The sequence below is a fragment of the Stenotrophomonas sp. SMYL8 genome (assembly GCF_036320065.1).
GTDB classification, from domain to species: domain Bacteria; phylum Pseudomonadota; class Gammaproteobacteria; order Xanthomonadales; family Xanthomonadaceae; genus Stenotrophomonas; species Stenotrophomonas maltophilia_A.
Window position 1 is genome coordinate 1 of the sequence record NZ_JAWIRR010000048.1, and the last position, 18635, is coordinate 18635.

Genomic DNA, 18635 nt, shown 5'->3' on the forward strand with positions numbered 1-18635 from the left:
TCGACCTGATCGACCACGGACAACTTGAAGGCCAGCGAGTAATCCCGCTGACTGCGCCTGATTGTTGATTTCATTGAACATTCCTTTTCCAGAGGGAAAAGGTGTCAACCCAATTCAGGACGGGTCAGAAGAACGAAAAAGGGCGCCACGAAGGGCGCCCTTTGTCGTCTACGGCATGTTTCGGCTCAGCGCTGCTGGATCTTCGACAGCAGGCGCAGGAATTCAACGTACAGCCAGACCAGGGTCACCATCAGGCCGAATGCGCCATACCACTCCATGTACTTCGGTGCACGCTGGGCGACACCGGTTTCGATGAAGTCGAAATCCAGCACCAGATTCAGCGCGGCCACGACCACCACGAACAGGCTGAAAGCAATGCCCAGCCAGCTGGAGTCGTGGATCACCGGCACGTCGATGTTGAAGAAGCCCAGCACGAATGACGCGAGGTAGAGCAGGGCGATGCCGCCAGTGGCGGCGACCACGCCCATCTTGAAGTTCTCGGTGGCCTTGATCAGGCCGCTGCGGTACGCGAACAGCAGCGCGAACAGGGTGCCAAAGGTCAGTAGCACCGCCTGGAACACGATGCCCGGGAACTTGGCGTTGAACACGGCCGAGATGGCGCCCAGGAACAGGCCTTCCACCAGCGCATACATCGGTGCGGTGACCGGCGACCATTCCTTCTTGAAGACGGTGATGAGCGCCAGCACCAGGCCGCCAATGGCGCCGCCCATGGCATACAGCTTGGCTCCAGCCATGACCTGGCCGTAGTCATCGATGGTCTGGTTCCAGGCGAAAGCGGCCGTCAGTACGGTCAACAGCAGCAGGAAACCGGTCTTGTTGACGGTGCCGTTGAGGGTCATGGCCTGGTCGGGGCTGGTCACCACCGAGCCACTGGCGAGGTCGAGGAAGGTGGACTCGGAAAGAGCCGGGTTGCCGCTGCGCATACGCGTTCTCCGTGCGAATGAGGGTCAGGACGGCCATCCGGCCGATGGGCGTGAGCATAGCCGATGACTGCTTTCGGCGTTGTGGCAGGCGCCGGATCTACGCATCCTGCGTTGACAGTTCCCAATGCGCTTGGCGACAATGACCAACTCCCCGGGCCTGACTCGAGGGGATTGCAAGACCGGGGTATAGCGCAGTCTGGTAGCGCGCCTGCTTTGGGAGCAGGATGTCGGGGGTTCGAATCCCTCTACCCCGACCAATCCCACATCACGTCGGATTGGACACCGTTCCGGTTCGGGCGCCCGTAGCTCAACTGGATAGAGCACCGGCCTTCTAAGCCGGCGGTTACAGGTTCGATTCCTGTCGGGCGCGCCATTGAAATCAATGGGTTAGAGTGATTCTTGGCTTCGCTCCCGAAAATTATCCTGAAAATTTCTTGAACCCTGTCGCAAATTGACTCGGCGGTAAGCTACCATTGCGCGGTTTACACGCGCGGTGGAGCTACTATGGCACGTGTCAAGTAGCTAGGTGTCAAACCATGAACAGGGGACAAAAAATGGAAGTTGCAGGGGCTTTCAGAGCGGTCAAGCAGGATGCTGTGTCCGAGCCCAAGGTGCTGGCTGCCAGTGCTGAGGCCATTGCGGCCGCCTTGTACAGTAAGAAGTCTAGCTCCTTCACTGCAGCACGTGTGGCCGACTTGTTTGGCTCGGTGAAAGCGAAACGCCGCTAACTAAGCTGGACGGGCACGGATGGCCGTAACCCTATCGAATGCGCTCCTGGCTCAGTTGGCCGAGTACGGAATTGACCCAGTGTCTTTTGCCAACCAGTTCGAGAGCTGGAAGCACGGCTGGCCCAAGCACGAGTTCGAGCATAAGCTCTTTGGAAAAGACGGTGCCTACTGCTCGCCTGAGGTAAACGGCGAGCGGTACGGGCTCCGTCACGTGCACATTGTCCCTCTAGCCGATACGGTCGCGCGCAAGCGTTGGTTTAACGTCTTCCGGCGTAAAGGGAGGAAGGTGAGTGACCGGCACTTGGTTTACGTCAGCGACAAGCGTGGTAACCACGGGCTGATACTTATACTCGACGAGCCTAATGCCCATAAGATCGCGCAAATGCGCGACCCGACGTCGAGGAAGGCGATGGAGGGTATGGCCGTCGTGGCCGAGAACTTCCTGTTTGATGGAAGTTTGGATTAGCTTTTTCTTCAGGGGGAAGTTCAGTGACAGCGGAAGTTGCAGTTATGAACTGTTCGGGCGTGGCTCTTGCTGCGGATAGCGCTGTTACCGTTGGGTCGCAGAAAATTTACAACTCGGCGATGAAGCTCTTTGCTTTGTCGAAGATCGCACCAGTCGCAGTAATGATCTTTGGCAATGCCGCGCTGTCAAATGTACCGTGGGAAATCGTGATCAAGGAGTATCGCCGATCCTTGGCGGCGACGACCTTCGCGACTCTTGATGAGTACGCTAAGAATTTTGTGAAGTTCATTGAGGACAGCGAAGTTCTCTTTAATAAGGCTGGCGATGAAATGTGGCTCCGTAGTAGGTGCTACGAGCTCGCAGAGCATTTGGCGTCGCAGTGCATGAAGGAGGTCAACACGGCGCTCCAAGGCTCGAGCCATGCTGGGCTTTCGCAGAGCGAGATCGAAGATATCTTCGTCGCGTTCCTGAAATCCACTGAGAAGAATCTCAAAGAGTGGAATTCGCTGAATCCTTCGAAGGAGGTCCAGCGCCGCCTCGCGCCAGTGGTGGATGAGGCTGTTGAGTTGCTGGGTCCCCACGTATTTGGTGAGGTGTTCCCCAAAGTTCGTGTACTTCTGAGGCGAATTCTGAAAGATGCATTGAAGCGTGACATGTTTCCGCCTGAGTCGTCAGGGGTTGTGCTCGCGGGCTACGGAGAGTCGGAAATCTACCCCACTGTTCTAACACTGGAGTTCGACGGCGCTGTCAGGGGCTATGTCAGATACAAGGTGAAGGACGATAGGTGTCAGAGCATTTCCCCTGGCACTGTCCCCGCTTCGATCATTCCCTTCGCGCAAGGGGAGATGGTGGCCACGTTCATGGAAGGAATGAACCCGTCAATTCGAGACTTCGTAGAGACCAGCCTACATCGTCTTTTCGACGCGTTGCCCGCTGCCCTTATGCAAGGTCTTAACGTGGAGGGTGCGAACGTTGAGCGGTCCTTGGCGGAGCTTGGCAAGGAACTGCGCCAAGGCTTCATGAAGGGCATGGACGATCATCGGAGGGATGAGCACGTCAATCCGGTCATGGGGATGGTAATGGCTCTTCCCAAAGACGAGCTTGCGGCAATGGCGGAATCACTCGTTAATTTGACTGCTTTTAAGCGCCGCGTGACTGGAGATCTGGAAACTGTAGGCGGGCCCATTGATGTCTGCGTGATCTCAAAAGGAGATGGCTTGGTTTGGGTTAAGCGCAAGCACTATTTCCCTCCCGAACTCAATGTGATGTTCCACAAAAACTACCTCAGAGAATTGGGTGAATAAGGTGGCGAGTTCACCGTCCAAGAGAGTAAAAAAACCGCAAGCCGCCTCGGCGGACGCTGATAGGTTTTACTCTCTCACGGAGATCAGTACGCGTTTGGGCATCCCGTTGCCCCTCAGCGAGCGTCAATCTAGGGAGTCTGGTGGTCTTGGTGAAGCCATAAATGGACTATTGAGAAAATCATCTCAAGTAAAGCGCAAGTAGTGGGACTCGGCTCTCGCCTTTGTAGTGCTTAGTGGCGCTCACTTTGAGTTGGATTCGGAGACAATCGGCAGGGAGTGGTCGTATACGTGCATCATGGCGTCTGTCTTATGACCACTCGCTAGCTTCTTGTCGCCCTTGGTGTCAGTCACGCCTCGATGCTTCAGGCCGTGCAGCGCAAAGCGCTCATCCTCCTGGATGATGCCGTCACGCACAGCGTTGCGCATGAAGCGTCCCCAGGCGGTGTGCCAGCCGTGGGCTGTGAGCATTTCTCCGTCCTCGCTGACGAACAGAGGTCGCATCTTGGGCGACAGCGGCGCATGGAGCTGAGTGATGCCGCGTTTGGCCCAGATTGCGGCACGGCGATCTTGCAGAACCCTAATCGCGACTTCGGTCTGCTCGTTCTTGCGCACCGGGTTGTCGCGGCTGCCTTTGCGGCCGTTGGTCTGCAGAGCCTCACCTTCCACGTGGTGATCGGTGAGCGTGCGGACTTCGATGCCGCGCAGGCGTGCCTGGTAGGCGAGTTCCATGGCGGCCCATAGGTAGACCGGCGGCGCTCCTTTCTCGCGCGCGCCAGGATCGCTGCAGCTGCGTGCGTAGTCCTGGACCCGACGGAAGACGTTGCGCTCCGGCATGCGATGGTCGCGCCTCTCCTTGACGTTCTTGATGCCGGCGGCGGGGTTGGTCGTTACATGGTCGTGCTCACGCGCCCAGCCAAAGACTCGACGCAGGTAAGCGAGCCAGTGGTTCGCCTTGGTCGGGTAGCTGGGAATGGCTGCATCGCCTGGCTTTATGCCTGGCTGGCCTTGGGCAATGATGTCGATCAGTCGGCGGATGAGCCCTGGAGGCAGGCGGTCCACCACGGCGTCACCGAGTTTGCTCCCGTTCTTCTGTGGGAACACCTTGATTGCCTTCGCGTAGTCGCGATAGTGCTGCTGAGTGGTGGTGCCAAGCTGGGAGAACGCGAGGCTCTTCGCGTGTTGGTCGATGACGTAGGCGACGGTACCCCTTTGCGCCTCGCCCCCGCGAGCTTCTGCGATCGCGTGCAGATCCGATAGACGTGCTGCCGGGCCGGCCACGGTCTTGCACTTCGTTCCATGCCCCTCCGGATGCGCGTCGCGCACATACCACCGTCCACGGCCGGTCCCGTCCCAGTAGACGCCTTGGGGCACCTTGCCGTAGTCGATGTGCTTGGGGAGGTTCGAAGGAACCTTGCGAGGGCGTGCCATGTTCTCTGTTGTTTCCGTTAGAGCAATTCAGTCGAATGGGTGTCGCCATTGCTGGCGGGTGCTGTGAGGCCCAGTGCCTCGTTCAATGCCGTCGTGGTGGTCCAGATGGGGTGCAGTCGCACGACGTGATGTCATTCCTGTTGCGGTTGACCGGCATCTGGCGACGATCGGCTCACTCCGCAGGTGCTTGAGCAGCGCCGCCTGGGATGGGGCAATGCGCCCGGCAACGAAAAAAGGCCAGCGCTATGCGCTGGCCTTTTCCATGTCGCGATGGGTGCACTCTGGTCGAGTGCACCCCGGATGGATCACATCTGTTCCAGTTCGCCCACCCGCACCTTGCCGCCACCGCCGCAGTTGCCGTGGCAGCCGCCGCTGATCGGGCCGCTGCCGCCGCCACCACCACCGCCGCCACCACCACCACCGCCGCCACCACCGCGGGAGTTGGGCGGGAGGACGGTCGAAATCACTTCGCCGGAGTCGAAACCTGCACCTCGCCACGTGTAGTTGACGCAGGAAATACCGTTGCAGACGGTCAGGACATCGCCGGTCTGGACGCGCGTCTGGGCTGTCCAGACCGTGGTCCGGCCGGCATTGAGATTCTTGACCTCTTGGGAAAGCTGCTGGTTGGTCACCGGATCGGGATACGGGGTTGTCAGCGTGCATCCGGCGGTGCAGTTGATGACGCCAGGAAGCTTTTTCGCTTGAAGGCTCCCGGCCGCCATGAACAGCAGCACGCCTGCAATGGCGGGAATGGAGTTTCTACCAAGCGAAGGGATAATCCCAATCAGTCTAGCTTTCACAATAGGTCCTTATCGTGGGATGCAACAGTTCTTGAAGATTTCGTTCGATGAAATGCGGGCTTTCTCTTTCTCTTGGCTGCTCAGGTTTTTCTCATGGTTGGCAATGTCATCGGTGGTGGCAAAACGTGGGTCCAGCCGGTTGAGGACGCGGGTGTACGCCAGGGCCGCAACGGGATCCGCAGGAACGATGCCGCCATAGGTGTAGGCCATCGCCATGTCGCTGATGACATTGACGTTCCCTTGTGATTCCAGCTCGCGCAGATATCCGGTGGCGGTGTCCTTCCACGCCTCGAGCGCCGCGGGATCACGGATTGCGTCATCAAGCGAACCGATGACTTTCTCCGGCGATCGCGAGTAGGCGCGCATTGCTTCCTGCGAGCCCATGGCGGCGGCCTTTGAAAGCCAATCGGCGTGATAGATGTCCTGATCCAGAGCCAGCGACTCACACTCTTTGAGGATTCGTTCCGACCGCTCCAGGAACCAGTTGCCGGCCCCGACCGTGGTGGCCGAATCCGCCAGCTTGTCAGCGCGATCCGAGATGAAGGTCTGGCATTGCTCGATGGTTCGATAGATTTCGTAGGTTGCCGTGGCATCTCCGGATTCGGAGCGCAGCATCAGTTGCTTGACGTGGGCAAGCGCGTCACCGGGAGGCCGGAACTCATTGCCTCTTACGATTTCGTAGGCCTTGGGTCCCACGGCCTTGTACGAGCCCGGCGGGATCTTGTTGTCCCGCTCAAGCCTTTGCGCGGCCGCCGCACCTGACGCCGGAAGCTGCCTTCCCTGGTCAGGCCGTTCATCGAGGCTGCCACTCTTCCCGGATTCCTCTGCCGTGGCATCCGCAGTCGCCTGCTGCCGGTGGCCGGACATTGCAACGGCTGCCACTGCCAGCACGGCTGCCAGCGCGACGAATCCGATTAGCCGCTTGCTCATCTATTGATCTCACCTTCATTGCAGGAACCGGCATGGTTGCAAACGCGCGCCCTGCGTTCCATGTCCTGCAGCTAACGTTGTATGAATGGATCTCCCCCATCCCTATTTGAGATTCATTCACGACTTGTTCACTAAACGTTCATGCTCTCGGGGCGTGCCCGACGACGGACGGGTTGTTCGCCAGCGCCTGACATCCGGTGCGTGCGGCACGCGCCTTCTCTAGCCCGGGATGGATGCAGATTCGAACGGCGTGGGTGAGGTGAAGCAGGTGCTGGTCGAAGTACATCGGCGGCGCAGGCGCCAACGGCGGCTTACCTTCTGCCGCGGCGGTGTCGCCTTGCGGGCGTTTGCTGGCCTGCTGATGGGGGTGACGGCCGAACGCAACACGTCGTTCGATGTGATCGAAACGATGTCGCCGATGGACAGTTGCGACCGATGTTCTGGGCCGACGATGAGCGCTTGCACGCGCAGGGTGTGCAAGCGATTACCCGTCGAGTGCTTCTTGGCAGGACGCAGTCGCGCAACGTGATGTTTCAGTTGCTCGACGGAGCGGGCCAGCCACGCCTGCAGCTGCAGGTCACGCCGAAAGGGGAGGCCACGCTGTCATTCCTGGATGGGCATGCGGACATCGCGCGCGTGACCTCGGCGGAGCAGCATTGATCTCCTGTTCCGGCCCCTGCACATCAATGTGAAGAAGTGCTTGCAATTCCTTCGCGACTCCCGGAAAATGCCGGACTCGCTTCGGGGGACGGACTTCTGGTTCCACCCGCTAGCAAAGCATCAAGGTCCAGCGTCAGCCTCATCGGCGGTGGAGCGAAAGTTTCAGTGGTGGCTGTAGCTCAGTTGGTTAGAGTACCGGATTGTGATTCCGGTGGTCGGGGGTTCGAATCCCCTCAGCCACCCCACTGATTCAACCGCATCGGCGCAGCCGAAACGGTATTGCAATAAACAGAAAGCACGCTACAATGTGCGTCTGAGTTTCACGGGCCGTTAGCTCAGTTGGTAGAGCAGTTGACTCTTAATCAATAGGTCCAAGGTTCGAATCCTTGACGGCCCACCAAGACAGAAGCCACCTGGTATCCCAGGTGGCTTTTTTCTTATAAGTGTGACTCCCATCGTTCTGATGGATCACGGGTTGCAGAGCCCCGCCTGGCCGTGGATCTGCAACGCAGCGGGACCGCAGTGCTGGTTTCAACGATGTTGAAAAAAGTGCTTGCACCCACCGAGCGGATCGGGTCATAATTCGCGCCCCGATTTCGGGCTGTTAGCTCAGTTGGTAGAGCAGTTGACTCTTAATCAATAGGTCCAAGGTTCGAATCCTTGACAGCCCACCAGACGAAAGCCACTTGGTTCGCCAAGTGGCTTTTTTCTTGCCTGCACGCCGGGTTGGGCGTGCGGATGTCTGTGCGCTGGCTGGTGTGGAGCCCCCTTGAGTCAAGGGGGCGCGGCAAAGCCGCGGGGATGTGGGGGCTGATGAAGTGGGGCCCGCGGTTTGCCGCGCAAAGCTGGGGCTGCGGCGCGAATGCGCGGCAGCTTCCCACTTGGTTCGCCAAGTGGCTTTTTTCTTGCCTGCACGCCGGGTTGCGCTTCATCCGTGCATGGTGTGGATCTGCTGAAACGGCGCATGGCGTGAATCTACTGAAGCGATGCTGAAATCAGGGGCATGCGCGTCATCAGTGTTTTCAATGCTGTGCGCTGCTTCTCACCGCATCGCGTCCCGCATCGCACCCAATGGATCTTCCGCGCCGATGGCGCATGCACGAAGGAAGATGTTGATGGCTGATGTCAATCGATTGCACCGCACGCTGTGGGTTCCCCTCGCGTTGATGGCGCTGGCTGCCTGCGCGCCGGCCAATGATCCCGCGAAGACCGTCGAACGCGATGCGGGCACGGAGAGCACTCCGGCGCGCCCGGTGGGTGACGCCATGCCGATGCAGCCGGCTCAGCCTGCGGAAGCGGAGGTCCTGCCTGACGCGGTGGATGTGCAGCGCAATGCGGACGGTTCGGTGGATGTGCGCAAGGCCATGCCGGAGTCGGTGGCTCTGCGGCGCACCGATGACGGGGGCGTGGAGATCCGCAAGGGGGAGGCGCCCGCCGAACATGCAGGCATGGCACCGGCCCGCGCTGTACCGCAGCAGTAAGCCGCAGTCGTCCTGGCGGGTGGTGCGCCCGCCGGGGCGGCAGCGATGCAGGGGCCGCGCGCATCGCTGCAGATTCAGTTTTGTGCAGGCCTTCCGCTTCCAGCCCCCGCCTGCGACAATGAACGCCTGAGCCGGCCACGCGAAAGTGGCGGAATTGGTAGACGCCCTGGATTTAGGTTCCAGTGCCGCAAGGCGTGGGGGTTCGAGTCCCCCCTTTCGCACCAGTGCCGGCCTGTCCCCGCCCTGATCGGGCCATCTGCGCCCCCTTGACCGGCACGCGCTGGCAGTGCAGGCCGAATTGGGCGAAACTAAAGGGCTGCGGCAAGCAGGCGCGTCCCAGACGTCGTGTCCTTACAACCGTTTCATCCCAATCATCGAGCCGGGGGCGTGGGCCACCGGTGGCAGGAGTCAACATGCAAGCTTCGATCGAATCCACCGGCAATCTGGAACGCCGCCTGAGCTTCTCGCTGCCGGAAGAGCGTCTGCAGAGCCACATCGTCGGCCGCCTGGGCGAAATCGCCCGTACCACCCGCATCAAGGGTTTCCGTCCGGGCAAGGTGCCGGCCAAGGTGATCGAGCAGCGCTTCGGCGCGCAGGTCCGTGGCGAGGCGCTGGACGGCCTGCTGCGCGAAACCTTCGATGCCGCCGTGCGTGAGCACGACCTGCGCATCGTCGGCAGCCCGCGCATCGACAAGGGCGACGAGGGTGAATTCTCCTTCGTGGCCACCGTGGAAGTGGTGCCGGACTTCGGCGACATCGACGTCAGCAAGCTGACCGTCGTGCGCCACAGCGCCGAGATCACCGACGCCGACATCGACCAGATGATCGAAAACCTGCAGAACCAGCGTCGTACCTGGGCCCCGGTCAGCCGTGGCGCGCAGGACGGTGACCTGGTCGCGGTGGAAACCTGGTCGCAGGCCGGCGAAGAGCGCCTGCCGGCCGAGGGCACCGAGAAGGGTTCGATCGTGCTCGGCCAGGGCATGATGTTCGACACCATCGAAAAGGGCCTGGTCGGCCTGGCCAAGGGCGAAGAAAAGACCCTGGACGTCGAGTTCCCGGCTGACTGGCGCGTGCCGGTGCTGGCCGGCAAGACCGTGCAGGTGACCGTCAAGGTTGCCGAAGTGTCCGAGCCGGTCGTGCCGGCGGTCGACGAAGCCTTCATCAAGAGCTTCGGCGTGAAGGGCGGCGACGTCGAGCAGTTCCGCAGCGACATCCGCGCCAACCTGGAGCGCGAGCTGAAGGGCGCTCTGATGAACCGCCTGCGCCGCGAAGTGGGCGAGCAGCTGATCGCCGCTTACTCGTCGGTGGAAATGCCGCCGCGCCTGGTCGAGAACGAAGCCCGCGCCATGCTGGCCCAGCAGGTCGAGCAGATCCGCCGCAACGGCCAGAACGTCGGCGAGATCCCGGCCGATGCCCACGAAGGCTTCAAGGAAGCGGCCGCCAAGCGCGTGCTGGTCGGCCTGCTGGTCGGTGAAGTGGCCCGCATCAACGACCTGCGCCTGGAAGCCAAGCGCCTGAACGAAACGATGCGTCTGATCGCTTCGACCTACGAAGAGCCGGAACAGGTCATTGAGATGTACCGCAACGACCCCCAGCTGATGTCTGGCCTGCAGAACCGTGTGATGGAAGAGCAGGTGATCGACTGGATCGCCGAGCGTGCCCAGCACACCGAAGAGAAGCTGTCGTTCCAGGACGCGATCCGCCAGTAAGCCCGGGCGGATCACCGGATGCCCCGCGCCTTTGCCGGCGCGGGGTTGTTGCCCCCCAAGATAGGTACCTCACGTAATGGACAACCGAACCAAAGCCCTGAACCTGGTTCCGATGGTGGTCGAGCAGACCAGCCGCGGCGAGCGTGCCTACGACATCTATTCGCGCCTGTTGAAGGAGCGCCTGATCTTCCTCGTGGGCCCGATCGACGATCACATGGCCAACGTGGTGGTGGCGCAGTTGCTGTTCCTGGAGTCGGAGAACCCGGAAAAGGACATCAACATCTACATCAACTCGCCGGGTGGCGTGGTCACCGCCGGCATGGCGATCTACGACACCATGCAGTACATCAAGCCGAATGTGAGCACCACCTGCATCGGCCAGGCCGCCTCGATGGGCGCCCTGCTGCTGGCCGCGGGCGAAGCTGGCAAGCGCTATGCGCTGCCGAACTCGCGCGTGATGATCCACCAGCCACTGGGTGGCTACCAGGGCCAGGCCACCGACATCGACATCCACGCGCGTGAGATCCTGACCCTGCGTTCGCGCCTGAACGAGGTGCTGGCCAAGCACACCGGCCAGTCGCTGGAGACGATCGCCCGCGACACCGAGCGCGACAACTTCAAGAGCGCCTTCGAGGCGCAGGCCTATGGTCTGGTCGACCAGGTCCTGGAGCGTCGTCCGGACGAGTCGATCCAGGCCGGCTGACCGGCCATCACGGGGCCAGGGAGGCCCCGTTCCTGCAGGGTCGGGCGGGACTGGTGTCCCCTCGGCCCTGTGCTATTCTCGAATCGAACCCCCGTTCAGCGGGTGGGGTAACTGGGTAAGCGAAGCATGAGCGAAGACCGCCAAGGTCGTTCCACGGACACCGGCAAGATCCTCTACTGCTCTTTCTGCGGCAAGAGCCAGCATGAAGTGCGCAAGCTGATTGCGGGTCCGAGCGTATTCATCTGCGATGAGTGCGTGGAGCTGTGCAACGACATCATCCGTGAGGAACTTGAGGAAAAGGCGCAGTCGGCGCGCAGTTCGCTGCCCAAGCCGCGCGAGATCCTCGAGGTCCTCGACCAGTACGTGATCGGCCAGAACCGCGCCAAGCGCACGCTGGCCGTGGCCGTGTACAACCACTACAAGCGCATCGAGAGCCGGCAGAAGAACGACGACGTCGAACTGGCGAAGTCGAACATCCTGCTGGTCGGTCCGACCGGCTCGGGCAAGACGCTGCTGGCCGAGACCCTGGCCCGCCTGCTCAACGTGCCGTTCACCATGGCCGACGCCACCACGCTGACCGAAGCCGGTTACGTGGGCGAGGACGTGGAGAACATCATCCAGAAGCTGCTGCAGAAGTGCGACTACGACGTCGAGAAGGCACAGCAGGGCATCGTCTACATCGATGAAATCGACAAGATCTCGCGCAAGAGCGAGAACCCGTCGATCACCCGCGATGTGTCCGGCGAAGGCGTGCAGCAGGCCCTGCTGAAGCTGATCGAAGGCACCGTGGCCAGCGTTCCGCCGCAGGGCGGCCGCAAGCACCCGCAGCAGGAATTCCTGCAGGTGGACACCAAGAACATCCTGTTCATCTGCGGCGGCGCGTTCGCCGGGCTGGACAAGGTGATCCAGGCCCGTTCCACCGACGTCGGCAGCATCGGCTTCGGCGCCAAGGTGAAGAGCAGCGAGCGCAAGCAGGAAGTGGGCAAGGTGCTGGCCGAAGTCGAGCCGGAAGACCTGATCAAGTTCGGCCTGATTCCGGAGTTCGTCGGCCGCCTGCCGGTGGTGGCGACCCTGGAGGAGTTGGACGAGCCGGCCCTGATCAAGATCCTGACCGAGCCGAAGAACGCCATCACCAAGCAGTTCAAAAAGCTGTTCGAGATGGAGAACGTCGAGCTGGAGTTCCGTCCGGACGCGTTGTCGGCCATCGCCAGGAAGGCGCTCAAGCGCAAGACCGGTGCCCGTGGCCTGCGCACCATCGTCGAATCGGTGCTGCTGGACACCATGTACGACCTGCCGTCGCAGGAAAACGTCAGCAAGGTGGTGGTGGACGAGTCGGTGATCGAGCACAAGTCCGAGCCGTACCTGATCTACCAGACCCCGGCGGCCCCTGAACAGAAGGCCGCAGGCGCCGAGTGATCCTTCCAGGTTGTTGATTGGAAAGGATTTTCAAGGAATGCCTTGCATCTGAAAGCCGATGGCCCCATAACGGGGCCATCGGCTTTTTTTGTCTCCGGAAGATGCCCTCCCGGAGGCGGTTTTCCCCTTCCCTGGAGCCCCCATGGCCCGTTCCCCAAGTGAAACCCTCGACCTGCCGGTCCTGCCGCTGCGCGACGTAGTGGTGTTCCCGCACATGGTCATCCCGCTGTTCGTCGGCCGTGACAAGTCCATGCACGCGCTCGAACAGGCAATGGAAGCGGACAAGCGCATCCTGCTGCTGGCGCAGAAGTCGGCCGAGACCGACGACCCGCATGCGGCCGACCTCTACCAGGTCGGTACGCTGGCGCAGGTGCTGCAGCTGCTGAAGCTGCCCGACGGCACCATCAAGGTGCTGGTCGAAGGCCTGTCGCGCGTGCAGGTCACCCACGTCGATGAGCGTAACGGCTCGCTGCACGGCCAGGCCGTGGAGATCGACGCCACCGACGAGCGCGAAGCACGCGAGGTGGAGGCGATCGCCCGCTCGCTGATGTCGCTGTTCGAGCAGTACGTGAAGACCAATCGCAAGCTGCCGCCGGAGCTGCTGCAGACGTTGTCGGGCATCGATGAGCCGGCCCGCCTGGCCGACACCATCGCCGCGCACATCAGCGTGCGCCTGGCCGACAAGCAGCGCCTGCTGGAAACGCTGGCCGTCGGTGACCGCCTGGAGATGCTGGTCGGCCTGGTCGATGGCGAGATCGACGTGCAGCAGATGGAAAAGCGCATCCGCGGCCGCGTGAAGTCGCAGATGGAGAAGAGCCAGCGCGAGTACTACCTCAACGAACAGATGAAGGCCATCCAGAAGGAACTGGGTGACCTGGATGACGCACCAGGCGAGCTGGAAGAGCTGGCCCGCAAGATCGCCGAAGCCGGCATGCCGAAGGCGGTTGAAGCCAAGGCACGCAATGAACTGAACAAGCTCAAGCAGATGTCGCCGATGTCGGCCGAAGCGGCGGTCGTGCGCAACTACCTGGAGTGGTTGCTGGGCGTGCCGTGGAAGAAGCGCAGCAAGGTGCGCAAGGACCTGAAGGCCGCACAGGACACCCTCGACGCCGACCACTACGGCCTGGAGAAGGTCAAGGAACGCATCCTTGAGTACCTGGCGGTGCAGTCGCGCGTGAAGCAGATGAAGGGCCCGATCCTGTGCCTGGTCGGGCCGCCGGGCGTGGGCAAGACCTCGCTCGGCCAGTCCATCGCCAAGGCCACCAACCGCAAGTTCGTGCGCATGTCGCTGGGCGGCGTACGCGACGAGGCCGAGATCCGTGGCCACCGTCGTACCTACGTCGGATCGATGCCGGGCCGCATCGTGCAGAACCTCAACAAGGTCGGCAGCAAGAACCCGCTGTTCGTGCTCGACGAGATCGACAAGATGTCGATGGACTTCCGTGGCGATCCGTCGTCGGCGCTGCTGGAAGTGCTCGATCCGGAGCAGAACAACGCGTTCAACGACCACTACCTGGAAGTGGACCTGGACCTGTCCGAAGTGATGTTCGTGGCCACCTCGAACTCGCTCAACATTCCGGGCCCGCTGCTGGACCGCATGGAAGTGATCCGCATCCCCGGCTACACCGAGGATGAGAAGCTCAACATCGCCACCCGCTACCTGGTGCCGAAGCAGATCAAGGCCAACGGCCTGCAGCCGGAAGAACTGGAGATCGGCAGTGATGCGATCCAGGACATCGTGCGCTACTACACGCGCGAATCGGGCGTGCGCAACCTGGAACGCGAAATCGCCAAGATCTGCCGCAAGGTGGTGAAGGAGATCGCGCTGGCCGGCCCGCAGCCGGTGAAGGCGAAGAAGGGGGCGAAGAAGTCCAAGGCGCTGGTGAGCGTGTCCAGCAAGAACCTGGACAAGTACCTGGGTGTGCGTCGCTTCGATTTCGGCCGCGCCGAGGAAGAGAACGAGATCGGCCTGGTCACCGGCCTGGCCTGGACCGAAGTCGGTGGCGATCTGCTGCAGATCGAATCGACGCTGGTGCCGGGCAAGGGCCAGCTGATCCTGACCGGCCAGCTCGGCAACGTGATGAAGGAATCGGCGTCGGCGGCGTTGTCGGTGGTGCGTTCGCGCGCCGTGGGCTTTGGCATCGACAGCGACTTCCTGCAGAAGCACGACGTGCACCTGCACGTGCCCGATGGTGCCACGCCGAAGGACGGACCGAGTGCCGGTGCGGCAATGGTCACCTCGCTGGTGTCGATGCTGACCAAGGTGCCGGTGCGTGCCGACGTGGCGATGACCGGTGAGATCACCCTGCGTGGTCGTGTCACCGCCATCGGTGGCTTGAAGGAGAAACTGCTGGCCGCACTGCGCGGTGGTATCCGCACGGTCATCATTCCGGAAGAGAACCGCAAGGACCTTGCAGACATTCCGGCCAACGTCACCCGCGATCTGGAGATCGTGCCGGTGAAGTACATCGAAGAAGTCCTGGACCTGGCGCTGGAGCGCCCGCTGGCACCGAAGAAGGCGCGCAAGAGTGCGCAGCGTGTCACGGTGCGCAGCAAGGCCAAACCGAGTGGAAGCGCGCGCGTCAAGCATTGACGCGCGCTGTCCGATGGCCCGAAACCCGCGTCGTTGCTGGCTTTCCAGCTTGCGTGGGGGTAGGGCCACTGGTATAAAAGCAGCACTCGCGAATGAGTGATCGCTGTCAGCGATGACTGAATCGGCGAACCGTTTCCACATGGCGGCCGCATGCAGAAGGCGTGCGGTTGCTTCCCTGTCGAATAAGCGGAACCCACCGCCAAAGGAGTTGTAGAGAATGAACAAGACCGAATTGATCGATGCCGTTGCTGAAGCTGCCGACCTGACCAAGGCCGAGTCCAGCCGCGCTGTCGATGCCGTCGTTGCTGCCGTCACCAAGGCGCTGAAGGACGGCGATGCGGTCACCCTGGTTGGCTTCGGTACCTTCCAGGTCCGCGACCGTGCTGCCCGCACCGGCCGCAACCCGAAGACCGGCGACACCATCAAGATCGCTGCTTCGAAGAATCCGTCGTTCAAGGCTGGTAAGGCCCTGAAGGATGCTGTAAACTAAGCGGCTCGCTGGGGTGCTTAGCTCAGCGGTAGAGCGTCTCCTTTACACGGAGAGGGTCGGGGGTTCGAAACCCTCAGCACCCACCACAGCACCGCGGTAAAAGTTTGAGTGTGGAGCGGTAGTTCAGCTGGTTAGAATGCTGGCCTGTCACGCCGGAGGTCGCGGGTTCGAGTCCCGTCCGCTCCGCCATTCAACGAGGCCTCCGGCCAAAAGCTGGAGGCTTTGTTTTCTCCCCGGTCCAGGCCGGTGGGAAAACAGGAAATAGCAACAATGCGGAGCGGTAGTTCAGCTGGTTAGAATGCTGGCCTGTCACGCCGGAGGTCGCGGGTTCGAGTCCCGTCCGCTCCGCCACTACATCAAGGCCCCCGGCCTAAAGCTGGGGGCCTTGTCTTCTCACCGACAGGTTCGGAAGGAAGGCGAAAAGGTTTTTGCAAGAACGGAGCGGTAGTTCAGCTGGTTAGAATGCTGGCCTGTCACGCCGGAGGTCGCGGGTTCGAGTCCCGTCCGCTCCGCCATTGCAGAATTCTTAAGTCCCTGTGAAAAAACTTTGAAAAAAGTGTTCATCGGGCTGGGTTTCCAGGGAGTCTTCGGATATACTGGGCGCCTGCAAAGTTTCAGCGCGGAGCGGTAGTTCAGCTGGTTAGAATGCTGGCCTGTCACGCCGGAGGTCGCGGGTTCGAGTCCCGTCCGCTCCGCCAACTTCAAAAGCCCTCGGCGCAAGCCGGGGGCTTTTTCTTTGTGCCCTGCGGCAGGCCTGCCGAGGTGCTGACGGCACAGGTCCGCGGAGATCGGCGCAGGCCGCGCCGCCGCTGCTTTTGGTCCCTGCGACGAAGCGGGTTACACTGCCGGGCTCGCCAATCAGGCCTTGTGATTCCTCACCATGCTGCAGAAACTCCGCGACAAGACCTCAGGCTGGATCGTCACCGTGATCCTGGGGCTGCTGATGATTCCGTTCCTGTTCGTGATCGACAACAGCTACCTGGGTGGCGTTGGCGCACAGAACGTGGCCAAGGTTTCCGCGCCTCCGACCTGGTGGCGTTCGGCACCGTCGTGGTGGCCGGTGCGCATGCTGTGGCAGCACCACGAGATCAGCGCGCAGGATTTCCGCACCCGCTTCGAGCAGGAGCGCATGCGTGAGCGCCAGCAGCAGGGCGAGAACTTCGACCCGCGCGCGTTCGAAAGCACTGAAAACAAGATGGCCGTGCTCGATCAGCTGATCGACGAGCAGGTCGTGCGCCTGGTGGGCGAGCAGGCCGGTGTTGTGATCGGCGATGGCGCGGTGCGCGAGTACATCGCCACCATCCCGGCCTTCCTCGATTCGAACGGCAAGTTCAACGAGAACAACTACCGCCTGGCCTTGGCCGGTGGCAATCCGCCGCGTACCCCCACGCAGTTCCAGGAGCTGGTGCGCGAGAGCCTGCAGCAGTCGGTGATCCCGTCGGGCCTGCAGAATTCGGGCTTCGTCACCCAGGCCGAGACCGAGCGCCTGCTGAAGCTGCTGGGTGAGACCCGCGACGTCGAACTGGCCGCGCTGCCGGAGGTTCCGGCCGATACCGCGCCGGTCACCGATGAGCAGATCAAGCAGTGGTACGACAGCCACGGCAAGGATTTCCGCCAGGCCGAAAGCGTGTCGCTGGAATACGTCGAGATCAATGGCGCCAACCTGCCGGCACCGACCGCGGCCGACGAAGCGACCCTGCGCAAGCGCTATGAGGACGAGAAGGCGAAGTTCACTTCGCCGGAACAGCGCCAGGCCGCGCACATCCTGATCACCGGTGACGGTGCCGAAGCCAAGGCGAACAAGATCGCCACCGAAGCCAAGGCGGCGGGTGCCGACTTCGCTGCACTGGCCAAGGCCAATTCGGAAGACCCGGGTTCGAAGGACCAGGGCGGTGATCTGGGCTGGGTCGAGCGTGGCGCGATGGTCAAGCCATTCGAAGACGCCCTGTTCGCCGCCAAGGCGGGTGACGTGATCGGCCCGGTCAAGACCGACTTCGGCTACCACGTCATCAAGGTCGCCGCGGTGCGTGGCGGCCAGGGCAAGTCCTTCGAGGAAGTGCGTGACACGCTGGCTGCCGAGCAGCTGAAGGCCGACGGCGAGCGTGGCTTCAACGAACTGGCCGGCCGTCTGGTCGACGCCATCAACAAGAGCCCGAGCGATCTGGCTGCCGCGGCCAAGGAAGTGAACCTGCCGCTGCAGACGCTGGGCCCGATCACCCGTGCCACCGCCAGTGGCATCGCCGCTGACCCGGGCGTGCTGCGTGCCGCCTTCTCCGACGTGCTGGTGCAGGACGGGACCGCCAGCGACCCGATTGCGCTGGGCGGCGCGACCAACCACAGTGTGGTCATCCGCGTGGCCGCGCACACCCCGGAACAGGCAACGCCGCTGGACAAGGCGCGTGAACAGGTGATCGCCGCGATCCGCGCCGACCGCCAGCGCCAGGCCAGCGACAAGGCCGCCGACGCCGTGCTGGCCAAGCTGAAGGCCGGTGCCACCCTGCAGTCGCTGGCCGCCAGCGAGAAGCTGCAGTTGAGCCCGATGCCGGGCCTGCCGCGCAGCCAGCCGGTGCCGACCCCGGAAATCAACCGCGCGATCTTCAGTGCGCCGGTGCCGGCGGAAGGCAAGCCGAGCTACGGCAAGGTCGACGTCAACGGCCACGCGCTGCTGTTCGCAGTGAACAAGGTCAACCCGGGCGACATCAAGGAAGTGACCGCCGAGCAGCAGAAGCAGCTCAAGGATCAGCTGAGCCAGATCGACGGCATGGCCGCAGCCAAGGCCTACGTCGAGGCGATGCGCAGGAAGTTCGTGATCCAGACCACCGAAGAGAACCTGTAAGCCTCGCGGCGGGCAGGATAGAAGAAGGCCCGGCATTGCCGGGCCTTTTTTGTGGGTGTGGGCGCGTAGAGTCGAGGGGGGGGGGGGGGGGGGGGGGGGGGGCCGGGCGAGAGCCCGGCCGACCAGGACGGACTCGCGTGCGCCCGC

Annotated in this window: 14 protein-coding genes and 11 tRNA genes; 21 read left to right on the forward strand and 4 right to left on the reverse strand. The window is 62.1% G+C overall.

What is annotated here, in order from left to right:
• Positions 1-185: 185 nt before the first annotated feature.
• Positions 186-944: a Bax inhibitor-1/YccA family protein gene (locus V3B25_RS21625; protein ID WP_049400915.1), complete on the reverse strand. Its 759-nt coding sequence runs from the start codon at positions 942-944 to the stop codon at positions 186-188.
• Between the two features lie 180 nt (positions 945-1124).
• Between V3B25_RS21625 and V3B25_RS21630 the strand changes: the two genes are divergently transcribed.
• From V3B25_RS21630 to V3B25_RS21645, 4 genes are all read left to right on the forward strand, one after another.
• Positions 1125-1201 (forward strand) — tRNA-Pro (locus tag V3B25_RS21630).
• A gap of 39 nt (positions 1202-1240) precedes the next feature.
• A tRNA-Arg gene (locus V3B25_RS21635) sits at positions 1241-1317 on the forward strand.
• A 374-nt stretch (positions 1318-1691) separates the two neighbouring features.
• Entirely contained in the window at positions 1692-2138 is a 447-nt protein-coding gene (locus tag V3B25_RS21640) for a type II toxin-antitoxin system YafO family toxin (RefSeq protein WP_329811528.1), read from the forward strand.
• Positions 2139-2182: 44 nt separating this feature from the next.
• On the forward strand, positions 2183-3442 hold the full coding sequence (locus V3B25_RS21645; RefSeq protein WP_329811529.1) for a hypothetical protein: 1260 nt from the start codon (positions 2183-2185) through the stop codon (positions 3440-3442).
• 240 nt (positions 3443-3682) lie between these two features.
• Here the strand turns inward: V3B25_RS21645 and V3B25_RS21650 are convergent, their stop codons facing one another.
• From V3B25_RS21650 to V3B25_RS21660, 3 genes are all read right to left on the reverse strand, one after another.
• Positions 3683-4870: an integrase gene (locus V3B25_RS21650; RefSeq protein WP_329811530.1), complete on the reverse strand. Its 1188-nt coding sequence runs from the start codon at positions 4868-4870 to the stop codon at positions 3683-3685.
• Between the two features lie 305 nt (positions 4871-5175).
• Positions 5176-5670 (reverse strand): hypothetical protein, encoded by a 495-nt coding sequence (locus tag V3B25_RS21655; RefSeq protein ID WP_329811531.1) that lies wholly within the window; start codon positions 5668-5670, stop codon positions 5176-5178.
• A gap of 9 nt (positions 5671-5679) precedes the next feature.
• A complete protein-coding gene (locus V3B25_RS21660) occupies positions 5680-6600 on the reverse strand; it encodes a hypothetical protein (protein WP_049422621.1) in 921 nt (306 codons plus the stop codon).
• A 435-nt stretch (positions 6601-7035) separates the two neighbouring features.
• On the opposite strand from V3B25_RS21660, the gene V3B25_RS21665 reads away from it, so the two are divergent.
• The 17 genes from V3B25_RS21665 to V3B25_RS21745 all read left to right on the forward strand — a co-directional run bounded on the left by V3B25_RS21665 (position 7036) and on the right by V3B25_RS21745 (position 18488).
• Positions 7036-7260 (forward strand): hypothetical protein, encoded by a 225-nt coding sequence (locus V3B25_RS21665; protein WP_049422622.1) that lies wholly within the window; start codon positions 7036-7038, stop codon positions 7258-7260.
• Between the two features lie 168 nt (positions 7261-7428).
• Positions 7429-7505: transfer RNA gene (locus tag V3B25_RS21670), tRNA-His, on the forward strand.
• A gap of 79 nt (positions 7506-7584) precedes the next feature.
• Positions 7585-7660, forward strand: a tRNA-Lys gene (locus V3B25_RS21675).
• Positions 7661-7858: 198 nt separating this feature from the next.
• Positions 7859-7934, forward strand: a tRNA-Lys gene (locus tag V3B25_RS21680).
• A 441-nt stretch (positions 7935-8375) separates the two neighbouring features.
• Complete coding sequence (locus V3B25_RS21685) at positions 8376-8741, forward strand: hypothetical protein (protein ID WP_049422623.1); 366 nt, start codon at positions 8376-8378, stop codon at positions 8739-8741.
• A 139-nt stretch (positions 8742-8880) separates the two neighbouring features.
• Positions 8881-8965 (forward strand) — tRNA-Leu (locus V3B25_RS21690).
• A 189-nt stretch (positions 8966-9154) separates the two neighbouring features.
• The gene (tig, locus tag V3B25_RS21695; RefSeq protein ID WP_049400909.1) at positions 9155-10450 is read left to right on the forward strand and encodes a trigger factor; all 1296 of its coding nucleotides are present in this window, start codon (positions 9155-9157) and stop codon (positions 10448-10450) included.
• A gap of 76 nt (positions 10451-10526) precedes the next feature.
• Positions 10527-11153, forward strand: a complete 627-nt coding sequence (clpP, locus tag V3B25_RS21700; protein ID WP_004146318.1) for an ATP-dependent Clp endopeptidase proteolytic subunit ClpP — start codon at positions 10527-10529, stop codon at positions 11151-11153.
• 126 nt (positions 11154-11279) lie between these two features.
• Positions 11280-12569, forward strand: a complete 1290-nt coding sequence (clpX, locus tag V3B25_RS21705; protein WP_004154600.1) for an ATP-dependent Clp protease ATP-binding subunit ClpX — start codon at positions 11280-11282, stop codon at positions 12567-12569.
• Positions 12570-12711: 142 nt separating this feature from the next.
• On the forward strand, positions 12712-15162 hold the full coding sequence (gene lon, locus V3B25_RS21710) for an endopeptidase La (protein ID WP_049422624.1): 2451 nt from the start codon (positions 12712-12714) through the stop codon (positions 15160-15162).
• Positions 15163-15379: 217 nt separating this feature from the next.
• On the forward strand, positions 15380-15652 hold the full coding sequence (locus V3B25_RS21715; protein ID WP_004146343.1) for an HU family DNA-binding protein: 273 nt from the start codon (positions 15380-15382) through the stop codon (positions 15650-15652).
• An 11-nt stretch (positions 15653-15663) separates the two neighbouring features.
• Positions 15664-15738: transfer RNA gene (locus tag V3B25_RS21720), tRNA-Val, on the forward strand.
• Between the two features lie 26 nt (positions 15739-15764).
• Positions 15765-15841 (forward strand) — tRNA-Asp (locus V3B25_RS21725).
• Positions 15842-15926: 85 nt separating this feature from the next.
• Positions 15927-16003 (forward strand) — tRNA-Asp (locus V3B25_RS21730).
• A gap of 87 nt (positions 16004-16090) precedes the next feature.
• Positions 16091-16167, forward strand: a tRNA-Asp gene (locus V3B25_RS21735).
• A gap of 106 nt (positions 16168-16273) precedes the next feature.
• Positions 16274-16350, forward strand: a tRNA-Asp gene (locus V3B25_RS21740).
• 182 nt (positions 16351-16532) lie between these two features.
• The gene (locus tag V3B25_RS21745) at positions 16533-18488 is read left to right on the forward strand and encodes a peptidyl-prolyl cis-trans isomerase (protein ID WP_049420981.1); all 1956 of its coding nucleotides are present in this window, start codon (positions 16533-16535) and stop codon (positions 18486-18488) included.
• Positions 18489-18635 lie beyond the last annotated feature (147 nt).